Here is a 13,400-nt window from a genome sequence, read left to right on the forward strand (position 1 = left end):
TTATTTTCTGGTAATAAAATAAACGATAGTAATTCCTAAAGAAATTATTGTTGTGATGATACCAATGTTTCTGTTGGCACGATCTAAAGCCAGAGTATTTTTATATTTGCCCGGAGTAACATAAATAATATCATTACTTTTAAGGTAATAATACGGCGAGTTGAAAATATCTTTTGAGTTTAAATTAATTGGTATGTAATCCCTTTTTCCGTTTTGTTCCCTGATCAGAAGTATTGTACTCCTATCGGCTGAAACGTTCAAATCTCCAGCCAATGTTAATGCATCGGTAACATTGATTCTCTCATTCTGTACCCTTAACACTCTTGGGCTGCCCACATCGCCCATCACAGTTACTTTAAAATTACTGATGCTTGCGGTTACGTAAGGCTCTTTTAAATATTTTTGAAGTAAGGCTGTCAAGGATTTTTTAAATTCGGGGATGGTTTGGCCGGACACTTTTATAGAACCCAAAATCGGCAGTTGAATGTTGCCGGCATTATCAACCAGATAACCTGTTGAAGCCGCAGTTGCATCTGTTGCGCCGGTAACCGTTGTTGCATTATTGCTAACCACTCCATGATTATAAACTGCAGATGCATCCGGGTTAAGGCTGCTTATATTTAAGGCTATTATATCTAACGGTTGAATTGTGACCGGTATGTAGGGTTCTGCTTTTTCCGAAGTAACCGAAGTTCTGCTGACATCTTGAAAGTACGCAAGATCTTTGTTGGTTGCGCAGGACGTGAAAACAATAGCAACTAATATGCTATAAAGCAAATTTTTAATCATAAAGGAATTTTTGTGGCTAATATAGAAGTATAAAGTAAATATTCAAAAAACTGCTGTCCGGTACAGCTACACAATAAGTGCTCTTCTACGGTTGCTGTTAGGCTAAGTTATATTAATATTTTTTTGTTTAGATGAAAATATTGAGCCCTGCCAATATAAAACTCTTTTTCAGGTTTATGCAAACAAGCTAGATGTTTCTTTTATGCCTTCAAATTTAGTTTTGCAGCTGATGATGATTCACATGTATATTACAATCATCAAATTTAAGGTTGTAAAAGAAGCATTACAATAATGTTCAAAAAGTTTATCAAGGTTGATGCTTGAATTTTTCATTTAATGCTTTTTTCAAATTATAAGATATCTATCTCAATTATCAGGAGCTTGTTTAAACTACATTTATAAGAGCCTGTTTAAATTTATGCCGAAAAAAACATCGTGCTTCTTTTATGCCTGTAAATCTTGCTTTTTTCAATTTTAGGCCGATAAAAGAATCATAGATAGTTCCGTTTTTTATGTGGTAAAAGAAGCATAGAAAATAGATTAGATAAACTTTAAACAGATTCTAAAAACTTTAAACATTATTTTAGTACTATAAATTTGTGTTTTGTGCCTTAACCAAATAAAAATTAAACTTTGTATTTTTAGTTATTTTAGACATAAAAAAAGCATTTTTAATTTAGTAATCTATAATCGCATAATTAGTATTAAATACCAAATTGCTAAATGATGCAATAAATAAATCAGGATTTTTTATAATCCACTTACAACTATATTTCAAAATAGGCAGAAATTTAACCAGTATAGCCTTTATAATTATGCTTTAGTAATTTTATTTTTTATTTTTGAAAAGCCTTTATTAAATAATCTTCTATATTCAGGAATTGGTTTAAAATCTTTATAGGCTGTGTAACTCAAAATTCTATAAAACTCTCTTTTGTGCTGTTCTTTTGAAAAGCAAGACTTGAATATTGGTTTTATATCAATAAAATGAACCAGTTTTACATCGTCTGGATATTCAAATAGATCACTATGGTTCCAAATTCGACCTATTTCATACCAATCGTTACGTAAAACTACATTTAAACCATATTGATCAGGATACAATATATATTTTTTATTATCGTAGAGGCATTGGATTACTTTATTAGCAATATCTTCCTGAATCCACTTTTCCGTATTCATTAAAAGCAAACCTGAATTGAAATACTTCATATTTGCAGGAAGCCCCAGTTCCTTGTAATTTCGTATTGCAGTAGGTGAACTTACTATCATCTGATAATCTTGTACTGCGCCAACAATGTTATCACCAATATTGGTATGATATAAAAGTGAAATATCATCATAAAGTATCATATCTACATCTAAATAGATAAGTTTTTTACATTCTACTCCGGCAGCAGCAGGGGCAAATAAACGTAGGTAGGCTGTTATAGGGTAATGTGAAACTTCAAGAGGAATAGTAACACCAGGCGGAACAATATCCTTTATCTTAACCCAGGAGATTGTAGTCATTTCAGGATTAACAGAATTTATTATTTTTTCTTTGTTCGTTTTAGAGATGCCGTCATCAATAATTATAAAATCAATCAGTTCTTTTGTTTTGTGATTTAATTCGATTGATTTTATAAGTGCAGTTGCCAGTATTGCATAAAAATTGTCCGAAGCCACAACAACTGTTATTTTTTCTGTTAATTCCATTTGCGATTAAATTGAAAGCTAAAATATGATAAAAAAATGATAGAGCAACTAAAAGTCTATTTAACTTTCAACCAAGGGTTTTTTATAAGCTTCTTTTAATAACTAAAATTTGGCAGATATATAAATTTTCTAATCATCAATAATCATAAATTAAAAACATAATCATAAAAGAAGCATGTAACATGTAGTAAAAAGTTTAAACAGTTTCAAATAATATTTATAAATTGCGTTGTTAAGATTTTACTAATAAAACAGCAACTATAATTTAATGATAAACTGTAAAACTTTGTTAGGTCATAAGGGACTTGACTTTTCAATATCCTGTTTAAAAACATTTATTGAAAACTCAGAAAATGAAATTCATTTACAGATTTTTGAAGACGGAACTTTAAGTAATGAAGACAAGCTATTACTAAAAACATCTTTAAAAGGCAGTTCTGTAATAGATAAAGCGGATATTGACAAACAAGTTGAAGAAAAATTGTCTAATTATCCTGCCTGTTTGGCCTACAGAAACAGTACTATATATGGGATAAAATTATTTGACATAATGCTTTATAAAGATGAAGATACTTTTTATATAGATAGTGATATATACTTCATTAAAAACTTTACTTTGCCTAAGTTTGCTAATTTGCCAATTTTTATGTCTGATACATTCAATGCATACTCATTTCAACCGTTAGAGTTTATTCAGATCAAGTTTCCAATATATCCTTATATAAATTCAGGTTTTTTTTATTTTCCAAAAGAACTTTACAATCTAAATTATATTGAGGAGTTACTAAACAAGCCGGTTATTAAAAATGCATTCAAAAATGCTTTAGCTAAAAAATTATACTGGTCAGAGCAAACTATATGGGCATTTTTATCTGGTAAATCAAAAGCAATATGCTATTTCAATAATAATCAAATTATGATGGCACAACAAGTTATGAAGTACCCTATTCAAGATAATATAACTTCAGAGACAATTGCAATACACTTAGTATCATCCTTAAGAACCAATATTTATAATGTATTGGAAAGAGATTTTTCACAAAAAAGTAAATCGACTAATTTTAACCACATTGAATTAGAGTATAATGAAAACCATCTCAGTAAATTGGGGTTTTTGATTGACAGATTACAGAAAAAATGGCGTCAAATGAATCCTAAGAAGTACTCCAACCATAATTCTAATGTTGTTCGTAAAAAGCTTTCTTAATGTATTGATTATTGGTTCTGTTCTAAAACTTGTGATAGCTATATTTACCAGTAGTTTTACTCTAAATACAGCAGACCTGTTTGGTTGTAAAATTGAAAATAATTTATTCTGATTGATCGGTTTTTACAGTTAAAATTAATTCATCATGTACTTGGCAAGACAACATGGTTATTACTATTCTTTAATATTATGAAAAGGCATTTATTTTACGAACTTTAATTCCGAAATCCCTAACTGTGCATTGCCAGAAACACGAACCTTAAAGTTGGAAGGTTTGTTCAAATCCCCTCCCGATTCAAAAGGCGTATTTACAGTTGTTGAATAACCGGCATAACTGACCGTCAATAACCCGTTTATGTTTTTGACAGAAAAGTTTTGCGGTATTTGAATAAAGCTTGCAAACGGCAAATATTCAAACCCTGACTGCACAGTAATACCGTTGATCTTAACGCTTTGCAGGTACCCATTGCCGGAATCCATCAGAACGTTAAAATCGATCAATACTTTACCGTTTACGTCCAGTACCTGATACCTTACGCCCTCATAACCCGGGTAGCTTTTTCCCGTAAACCAGCACATTTTTCCCGTCAATAAATAATTGTTTGTGTTGTTTGCACCCTGGTCTTCCAATGACCTCAATACATAGCTTTCAGAATTACTTGTGCCGGTCACAAAAACATCTATGTTGTCAGGCTTATAGGTCAACACAGATGTTTTTACATTAAAGTTGGCATCAGGTTGCCTGTTTAAACTCCAGCCATTGCCACCGGTAAAGTTTTGTGAGCGGAAAGGCAGGCCCCGCATCAGGTTTGTTTTGTCTTCTGTAAGGGTGATAGGTGCCTTAATGGTCATGGGCACAACAGTTTCTTTTATGGTTTCCAGGCCAGAAATTTCAAAAGTCCCTATACCACCGTGTTGCCCTTCATCACAATAAGCAAGCGTGATGTTCCCGTTGGGGCCTAAAACAGCATCTGTGGCAAAAGCATTGCCTGCCGCCATTGGTGCAGGACTGCCCAGTAAATTTGATTTTTGACCTGTTGAACCGCCCTGGACCAAGAACAATCCGTTATCATAGTATATATTATGAAGGTTGTTTTGAAACGCCCCTCCGGTATAATTTTTCCAGAACTCACTGGCGATCTGGATTATTGCAAACCTTCCTACCATCATTAAATTGCCACCAGCGTGTGCGGTCGGGTAACCATTGCCAATATCTATGTCGCCATTGGCAGGGTAATCGCCCACATAATCAGTTGCCGTGCCCCGTGCAGTAACCCATTCATATTTATTTTGGCCTTTTAAAACTGAACCTAAATGCCAGTTTATGGTCGGATCGTCCTTCGTTTGGGACCACGGGGAACTTCCGTTATAAAATATATATCTTGGTGAAGTTGCGCTAAAGCCAACCCCGAAATCATAAGGGGTGGCCGGTACTTGCCCAAAATTATGGTTGTTGTTGTAGGGTGAGGTTACAAAAACCGTAGGTGAGGAAAAAACAGGGTTATTACTGGCATCAAAAGATATTGTTTGGACAGTTACCTGATCTTGCGCATTATCAATACTATTTATTGTAAACAGTGATCCGTCTTTTCCTAACTTTTGATTGTTACTTAAGTACACACCCGTTGCCCTTGCACCGGCGGCCTCGTCCAGTTCATAGATTTGTCCCCCGGCGTAAGCATAAGTACGGCCATTGCCCAATGTCACAACCTGACCAAAGCGTTGAAAAATATCGTACCCCTGGATCTTGTCCCCCCAGTTGGCGTAAAATTTCCAACTTCCGTTTTTGCCATTGTCCAAAGGTTTTGAGTAATCCCGCCTAAACTCTAAAAAGTTGGCAAAATAACGTGTGGGGTTGTTCAGGTCGATATGGGCACTTCTGAAGGAGGGGATGTGCTGGCTTGATTCTTTGTAGGAATAATCAGCATTGAAATGTACTGCCCGGTTGTTGGACAGGTTGTGGTCATTGTCATAAGGCACATCGCCAACCCAAAAAGACCCGTCTTTTTGAAATTTGATATAATTTATTGAAAAAAAACGTGCTTCGCCGGCAAGTGGTGATGTGCCATAACCGCCTGCCGCCCCCAAAACATAAACTGCCGCGCCTCCTGCAGGGCCATAAAATTTTACCTGTTTGGTATCGTCATCGGCCACCGCGATCTTGCTGCCGTCTGGGGAAACGGCCAAGCAACCAGGGGTTGTAATGCCCGTAAAGTTTATGCCCGTATCTGTTAATGTACCATCACTGTTTATGGTCAATTTATGCACGGCATTATTGTAAACGATATAAATAAAGGTTGAAGCATCACATCCTATCCCTTTAATATCCGGGTAAGTCAAAGTTTGTAATAAAGCACCTGAAGAGGCCCTGCGGTCAATTACCTGTAGTTCATTTTTCAGGTTTCGGGCAACAAACAAAAAATTACCGGACTGCTGTCCTTCCATTGCGGATATAACGCCTTTGTAATCGGTTTTTGTTACAGACAAAGCATGGTCATAATGTACATTGCCGGAACCGCTATTATTGCTGTCTTCTACAACGCCTGAAGGAAACGCGACAATGCCAGTGTTCGGATCACCATTTGCAGAAGTGTACTGGGCATATACCCAGTTGTTTTGGTTAATGTTCATATTGGCGTCATACCCTAACTGGACGCCGCCCCCACAATAGATAATATTTCCGTCTGTCCACATCTGGTTTGTGGATTGCGTGGTCATATTATAGCGCAGGTTAGTGTACTTGTTTGGGTCAGCTAAATCAAAAGATTTCAAAACGGCACCATGTTCGCTATAACCATTTGTTGCATATCCTTTTGCCACAGAAAAACACATGTTAACAGGCGCAGCGTTGATCACGCCATCACCGGTCAAATCTGTAGATGTATTCCCTATTACACCGGTGCACCAGGTTGAATTAATGTTGTTACTTAGAAGCTTTATATTATAACTACCATAAGCCGCCTGTGTGCCATCATCCAGTAAGCCGTCCCATTGGCCAACGTAACAACCGGCATCATACCGTACACCGCTCCACAAAGTTCGGATCAGGCTGCCATCGGTGTTATAAACACCGGCAGAAGTATTTGCAGAACTGCTGAGTTTAAAGTTAAAGCTGGTGTTGACTGTACCTGGAGATGTGAGGGTGGCTGCATTTGAAGCATTATCATTGATAATAATGGTGGCCTTTGTATTAATATCGCCACAACAGTCAACTTTTTTAACCTGTTGTGCCCGGATAATATTAAAGGAAAGTAATAACAAACAGAAACAAAATACTTTCTTAACAAAAGAATAAACGGACATGCAATATTTGGATTTTAATTTGTTTAAACCTGTTATTTGTTGATGTTATAGCCTATTTAATAGCATAAAATACTGTAACAACTGATGTTTTGATTTCTTGTAACGGTTTTTAAACTTAAAAAGTTGTCCTTTTACTAACCAGATTTTATTGGTGCACTGCAATTTAAAAATTTAACTGTGTCAAATCTGATAAAATATATTATTATGCAAATAATGGTTTTTGAAACCATGTTTTACGGCCTGTTTGAATTTTATTGAATTTATTTTACAATGCTTCTTTTATTGCCTAAAAATCAGTCAATTTTAGTTCGTTTTTTTCAGAGGTGAATTATAAATCCGAAATTATGGTGCTAAAAGAAGCATCAGGCTGAGTTAAATAAAATTTTGAAATTAGAATTTGGCAAGAATGTTTAACTAAAAGTTCATTTTTGAAGAATGTAAGTCAGTCAAAAAATCATAAACGAAATAATTTCGTAAGTAATAATAATGTTTTGCTCCCGAAACAAATATTATTAAAATATGTATATTTCGCATTAATAACTAAAACCAATATATTATGAAAACCAAAGTATTATTTTTTACAATTTGTGCAGTGGTGATGATTTTTGCAGGCGTTAAGGCTTTCGATTTTCACACAAACAAAAAAATGGTGGCTAAAAGAAGCATTATAGACAAAAGTGCCCTGATCGCCGAAGTAACCAAAAATATTGAATATGATTTTGCCAAAGCTTCTGTACGGAAAACGTATGATGCAAATTTGAACAAGCTGGCAAAGCTGATGGTTGAAGACGAGTATGTAGTATCGCTGCGTGGCCATGCCGATTCAATCGGACAATACAAACCGAACTGGGTTTTGTCTGAAAAAAGGGCGGTTGAAGTAAAAGATTACCTGATTAGTAAAGGTGTTAAAAAGGAAAGGATTGTGGCCATTCCATATGGCAGCACCATCCCGATTGCCACTAACAAAACCGCCGAAGGCAGGCAGCGCAACAGAAGGGTTGAAATAAAACTAAAAGAAATTAATAAATAGTATCAAATCTTGATCCTGGCCATTAGTAGTGTCATCAGAATAAAAAACTATAATGCTTCTTTTACCGTATAAATTTCATTATGCAGTATTTAGAAGTTTTTGTTGACCAGAACCTGATTCAAAATCATAAACACAAACCCTGTATTTACGGTTTTGAGCGACAAATATTTTTTCCCAACTCCTGATAAATTGATACTTTATCAGGAGTTGGTATATATACCGATCAGATTTTAAACAAACCCGCATTTATTTTATCAAATTTTTAAACTAATTTTGTATATCTGCTACCTTACTTAATGCTTAACACAATTAAAAAATGAAATTAAACACCAGCCTGATTTTCTTATTTTTTTTATACCAGTTAACACTCTCTTCCTGTGTTGACGTAAAAAAAACAATCTATTTCGCCAATCAGCGGGACACAACGCTGGCTTCAAAAAATGAGGCACCGTTAACATACATCCAGGCCAATGATTTATTAAGCATTGCAGTAAGCAGTTTAAACCCAGCGGCAACAGCAATTTTTAATTCCCCAAACAATTCTTATGTAAGTTCTTCGTCCGCTTCAGGGATCAATTTGCAGTCGCCTGGCTATCTGGTCAATACAGATGGAAATATACAGTTCCCGGTAATCGGTAACCTTAAAGTTTCCGGTTTAACAACTACACAACTGAAAGATTTGATCACCAAAAATTTGTTGGACAGAAAATTACTGGTTGACCCGGTTGTGGTAGTAAGGCAACTGAATTTTAAAGTAAGTGTTTTGGGCGAAGTTGCCCGTCCAACGGTATTGAACGTGCCCAGCGAAAAAATATCTTTGTTAGAAGCTTTAGGTTTGGCTGGCGATATTACGGTTTACGGACGAAAAGACAACGTACTGATTATTCGGGAAGAGCAAGGTAAAAAAACTTTTAAAAGGCTGAATCTTAATACCAATCAACTATTTAACTCAAATTATTATTACCTCAAATCCAACGATATTGTTTATGTTGAGGCAAATAAGGCCAAAATATCAAGTTCTGGCCGTACGGTGGTTATTTTGCCGATTATTTTGAGCGGATTGTCTTTTCTCGCCATTATACTGACTAATATAAAATTTAAGTGATCTAAAGAAAATGAACAGAAAAATTTCTGAAAATAAAGAATCTGATTTTAGCAGCACTTTCATCTTTCGGTATTTACCCTACTGGCCGCTGTTTTTATTGCTGATTATTGTGGCAATGATCGGAGGCTGGTTTTACCTAAAGATGGCCGTTCCGGTTTATGAAACAAATGCGCGGATTTTGATTAAAGATGAAAAAAAAGGTTCAGAAGATTCTAAAACATTAGAATCCTTGGATTTGATCTCGCCCAAAAAAATCATAGACAATGAAATGGAAGTTATTCAATCCAAAACATTGTTAAACCAGGTAGTTAAAAACCTTAATTTGGCTGCTCCGGTATCCGAAGAAAAACGTTTCAACAGTATTTCTGCTTATGCAAGTTCGCCGATAACCATCGTAACAGATACCACCAATACCAAAAGGGCCAATAAGGTTTACTTTACAACCGATAGTTCGCATATAAAAATTGGCAAAAATACTTATTTGCTTAATGAATGGGTTGATACTCCTTTTGGCCGGCTAAAATTCAAAACCAATAAGTATCATTCTGATTTAGAACCTGATAAAAAACTGTACTTTTCTTTGGTTGACCCCAAAAAAGTTGTTACTTCCCTGGCATCTCGGGTAAAAATCACTGCAGCCAACAAATTGTCAAGTATTATCAACATTAGTTTTACCGACGAAAGCCCGGTGAGAGGGGAAGATATTGTAAATGAACTGATTAGGGTTTATAACGAATCGATCATTGATGATAAAAACACATTGGCCCGGAATACTTCTAAGTTCATTGAAGAACGTTTGGCCCAGGTGGGGGATGATCTGATAAAAATTGAACACAGGCAACAAGCTTACAAAGCAAACAAAGGAGCCGTTGATGTTGATACCCAGGGAAAATTATTTTTAGAAAACGTAAGCACTAACGATCAGAAAGTCAGTGAGATCAATACCAAACTTTCTGTTTTAAACCAGGTAGAAAGTTCTGTCCGCTCCCGGGATTTGTCCGGCGGAATAGTACCTTCAATGGCCGGTGTTGATGACCCGAGCTTAACGCAAATGGTTAAAAACTTGTATGATTTAGAAATTCAATCAGAAAGTTTGAGAAAAACAACAGGCGAAAACAATCCTTTAACAGTTTCATATACTGATCAGATCAATAAAATCCGGCCGCAGATTTTAGAAAACGTGCGCAACCAAAGAAAAAGTCTGGAAGCAAGCAGGAGTAATTTATCAGCTACCAACAGCTCATATAGTTCTGTTTTGCAGGGATTGCCTGAAACGCAGCGACAATTGGTTGACATTAACCGGGAACAAACCGAAAAAAGCAATCTATACACGTTTTTGCTGAACAAAAAAGAGGAAACCGAATTATCCTATGTTTCTAATATCATGGGAAATAAAATTATCGATCCGGCAGAGTCCGGTGAAAATCCGGTAAGCCCTAAAAAGAAGTTTGTGTATTTAAGTGCATTTTTATTAGCATTAATTACCGGTTTTGGTGTGGTGGTCGGAAAAGAAAGTTTGCGCAGCAAAGTCATGTTCCAAAAGGAAATTGAAGAGTTGACCCAGTTGCCGGTAATTGGCGAGATCACTGCTGAAAAATCCAAAAATGCCATCGTGATCGGTAACAATCAAAAAACATTGATTGCAGAACAATTCAGAAAGCTGAGGACAACGCTGAATTATCTGGGTATTGGTGCCAAGCAAAAACGTATCCTGATAACTTCTGCAATTTCCGGTGAAGGCAAGAGTTTTGTTGCCGCCAAATCTGGCCATTAGTTTAGCATTAACCGGTAAAAAAGTGGCATTGGTGGATTTTGATCTGAACAATCCTTCGCTGGCCGGTAAGCTGAACATCGACCCTGAACATGTTGGTGTTACAGAATTTTTGCAGGGGACAGCTACTCCGGACAAAATCATCAGGCAGACTGAAGTAGATGAAAACCTTTCGTTTATCTCAACCGGTAAATTGCCCAAAAATCCTTCGGAATTAATTATGAATGGCAAAGCAGAGGATTTATTAAATTATCTCGATGGCCTGTTTGACTATATTGTAATTGATATTGCGCCGGTTGGGCCGGTTTCTGATGCGTATATTGTATCTCCGTTTTGCGATGCCACATTATATATTGTAAGGCATGGTTACACGCCAAAAGTATTTATTGAACGTATTGACGAAAACAACCGCTTAAATAAATTGACCAATGCCGCAATTGTTTTCAATGGTGTTTCCGGCAGAGGGATCGGTAGCAAATATGGTTACGGGTATGGTTACGGATACGGCTACGGTTACACCTATGAAGAAAAGAAAAGTAAAAAATTTCTTACCGGTTTTAAAGGGTAAATGTCATCTTTTTTCAAACTGATGCTTCTTTTGTACCCTAAATTTTCGTCAAATTTTATATGCTAAAAGAAGCATTTCGTTTCAGTTAATTGTAAAACCAACACCGCTAACTTTGTTCAAACCGATGCTTCTTTTATGGCATAAATTTTAGTCAGATTTTATACGCTAAAAGAAGCATTTATTTTAGTTTTTGTAAAGAATCAACCGAGTTAAAATTTATGCCTTTTGCAAAATTTATCAAAAACAATAATACATTTTAGTGATGCAAAAATTTTGATTTTTATAATTCTAAATGATCTGATAACCGTATAACATTTAACCACCATTTATTATTATCGTTAGTTTTGCAGCGTTTACTTTCTTTACATGGATAAAAAAGTTTTAAAGTGGAATTTTGTCTTTCAATATGGATATGTTTTAACCAATATATTTAATTCAATTATTTTACTTCCGCTTTATGTTAAACATATTGATTCTGCAACTTTAGGTATTTGGCTGGCAACCGGTAATGTACTCAATTGGATTACGCTTACTGATCCTGGAGTTGGCGATGTCCTTCAGCAAAAAATTGCCGAACTAAAAGGTAAAAATCTAAAACAGGAAGTTGGTTTAACTATTGGTGCCGGCCTGTTTGCATCCTCAATAATCCTGTTTTTTTCCATCATTGTTGGTTTTATATTTTATTTTCTTTTAGGCACGATCATCAATAAAGATGTTTCCATTTACCCGCATCTTCAAACTGCATTAATGCTGTCCATCATTGCTATCGGCATGTCTTTGGTTTCTTTCAGCATGTCGGGCATCAACCAGGGTTTGCAAAATTCTGCCGATGTTGCAATTGCTACCATACTGGCCAATGTTTTATTCCTGATCATCAATGTCATCTTATTATACAAAGGTTTTGGGGTAATTTCTATTGCTTTTGCTAATCTGACAAGGTCTGTTTTTATAAATATTTACAACTTTGTTTCGATGCTGAAAGTGATGAAGCTGGAGCAGCTCAAAATGCAGTTTAACTTTCCCTTCTTCAAAAAGTTTATCAAGATATTTTCTTTTACTTCTATCTCCAGGATCATCACAGGGCTGTCGGGCAGTATCGATATGATTATGCTTGCCCGCTTTATACCGCCAAGTATGATTACGGTTTACGAAATCAACAAACGCCCAATCAACATGACGTCAGGTTTAATCGGCCGCCATTCTGTAGCCCTGATGCCTTTGGTTTCCCACGGAAAAGGTATGGGCGATGAAGAGAATGTGGTTAAATTTATCGGAAGTCAGTTTAAAATTTATTCTTATGCCGTTTTGATGGCGGCGTTACTGTTTTGGCTTACTTACAAAAACCTGATCTCTGCCTGGACGGGAAGTTCAAAATTCGCCGGCGATACAATTTTGTACTTTCTGATTGCCAACTTCTTTTTAGGACTGATCGGTTATTTCATGTCCAACATGTGTTACGCTTTGGGCGACATCAAAAACAACAGCTTAATTAATATGGTAAAAGGGGCATTACTGGGCGTAACCATGTACTTTGTTGCTCAAAAATATGGTATCATCGGTACACTGTGTGTATTTCTGTTTATTGGTTCTTTTACAGATATATTCTACTTCTCTTACCGGCTGTTTAAACTCGGGTTTCTTAAATCAGCGGTAATTAAAAATATTTTTGGAATCTGGATCATCATTGTGCCACTCTGTTTGCTGGCTGGATGGGGCTGCAATTTATTGACCAATCACCTGTTTGCCCCAAATATCTATCTGTTCAAGTTGTTGGTCAGCGGATCAATTTTCACAGTTTTCTTTTGCCTGGTTGTGCTATTGTTTGATAAACAAATGCGGGATATTTTTAACGATTTGAAAAGTAAATTTTTAATTGGCCCTTTTTACAAATTCAAAAAATCAGGATCAACTGTTGAACAGGTTTAATTT

The 13,400-nt window shown here is 35.7% G+C and carries 9 protein-coding genes; 6 read left to right on the forward strand and 3 right to left on the reverse strand.

Annotated elements, in window-relative coordinates; translation table 11 throughout:
- Nucleotides 1–789, reverse strand: coding sequence for a polysaccharide biosynthesis/export family protein (locus ACOFKR_RS06210; protein WP_419803153.1), 789 nt, complete (start codon nucleotides 787–789; stop codon nucleotides 1–3).
- Between the two features lie 813 nt (nucleotides 790–1,602).
- A complete protein-coding gene (locus ACOFKR_RS06215) occupies nucleotides 1,603–2,487 on the reverse strand; it encodes a glycosyltransferase family 8 protein (protein WP_419803154.1) in 885 nt (294 codons plus the stop codon).
- A gap of 268 nt (nucleotides 2,488–2,755) precedes the next feature.
- Between ACOFKR_RS06215 and ACOFKR_RS06220 the strand changes: the two genes are divergently transcribed.
- Nucleotides 2,756–3,694, forward strand: coding sequence for a hypothetical protein (locus ACOFKR_RS06220; RefSeq protein WP_419803155.1), 939 nt, complete (start codon nucleotides 2,756–2,758; stop codon nucleotides 3,692–3,694).
- 201 nt (nucleotides 3,695–3,895) lie between these two features.
- Here the strand turns inward: ACOFKR_RS06220 and ACOFKR_RS06225 are convergent, their stop codons facing one another.
- Nucleotides 3,896–6,955: a FlgD immunoglobulin-like domain containing protein gene (locus ACOFKR_RS06225; RefSeq protein WP_419803156.1), complete on the reverse strand. Its 3,060-nt coding sequence runs from the start codon at nucleotides 6,953–6,955 to the stop codon at nucleotides 3,896–3,898.
- A gap of 598 nt (nucleotides 6,956–7,553) precedes the next feature.
- Here ACOFKR_RS06225 and ACOFKR_RS06230 point away from each other — a divergent pair.
- From ACOFKR_RS06230 to ACOFKR_RS06250, 5 genes are all read left to right on the forward strand, one after another.
- A complete protein-coding gene (locus ACOFKR_RS06230; RefSeq protein ID WP_419803157.1) occupies nucleotides 7,554–8,027 on the forward strand; it encodes an OmpA family protein in 474 nt (157 codons plus the stop codon).
- Between the two features lie 316 nt (nucleotides 8,028–8,343).
- Nucleotides 8,344–9,132 carry a polysaccharide biosynthesis/export family protein gene (locus ACOFKR_RS06235; RefSeq protein WP_419803158.1) on the forward strand — a complete coding sequence of 263 codons (789 nt, stop codon included), beginning with the start codon at nucleotides 8,344–8,346 and terminating at the stop codon, nucleotides 9,130–9,132.
- A 10-nt stretch (nucleotides 9,133–9,142) separates the two neighbouring features.
- Nucleotides 9,143–10,906 carry a GumC family protein gene (locus ACOFKR_RS06240; protein ID WP_419803159.1) on the forward strand — a complete coding sequence of 588 codons (1,764 nt, stop codon included), beginning with the start codon at nucleotides 9,143–9,145 and terminating at the stop codon, nucleotides 10,904–10,906.
- Complete coding sequence (locus ACOFKR_RS06245) at nucleotides 10,866–11,471, forward strand: tyrosine-protein kinase family protein (RefSeq protein ID WP_419803160.1); 606 nt, start codon at nucleotides 10,866–10,868, stop codon at nucleotides 11,469–11,471. Before ACOFKR_RS06240 ends, ACOFKR_RS06245 begins: the two co-directional genes overlap by 41 nt.
- Nucleotides 11,472–11,837: 366 nt before the next feature.
- Nucleotides 11,838–13,397 (forward strand): MATE family efflux transporter, encoded by a 1,560-nt coding sequence (locus tag ACOFKR_RS06250; protein WP_419803161.1) that lies wholly within the window; start codon nucleotides 11,838–11,840, stop codon nucleotides 13,395–13,397.
- The last annotated feature ends 3 nt before the right edge of the window (nucleotides 13,398–13,400 follow it).

Source organism: Mucilaginibacter sp., from assembly GCF_965201005.1.
Classification (GTDB): Bacteria; Bacteroidota; Bacteroidia; order Sphingobacteriales; family Sphingobacteriaceae; genus Mucilaginibacter_A.

What these genes read in the sequence shown, in the direction of transcription:
- ACOFKR_RS06210 (WP_419803153.1), bottom strand. Translation starts at nt 789, where the DNA reads ATGATTAAAAATTTGCTTTATAGCATATTAGTTGCTATTGTTTTCACG.
- ACOFKR_RS06215 (WP_419803154.1), bottom strand. Translation starts at nt 2,487, where the DNA reads ATGGAATTAACAGAAAAAATAACAGTTGTTGTGGCTTCGGACAATTTT.
- ACOFKR_RS06220 (WP_419803155.1), top strand. Translation starts at nt 2,756, where the DNA reads ATGATAAACTGTAAAACTTTGTTAGGTCATAAGGGACTTGACTTTTCA.
- ACOFKR_RS06230 (WP_419803157.1), top strand. Translation starts at nt 7,554, where the DNA reads ATGAAAACCAAAGTATTATTTTTTACAATTTGTGCAGTGGTGATGATT.
- ACOFKR_RS06235 (WP_419803158.1), top strand. Translation starts at nt 8,344, where the DNA reads ATGAAATTAAACACCAGCCTGATTTTCTTATTTTTTTTATACCAGTTA.
- ACOFKR_RS06240 (WP_419803159.1), top strand. Translation starts at nt 9,143, where the DNA reads ATGAACAGAAAAATTTCTGAAAATAAAGAATCTGATTTTAGCAGCACT.
- ACOFKR_RS06250 (WP_419803161.1), top strand. Translation starts at nt 11,838, where the DNA reads ATGGATAAAAAAGTTTTAAAGTGGAATTTTGTCTTTCAATATGGATAT.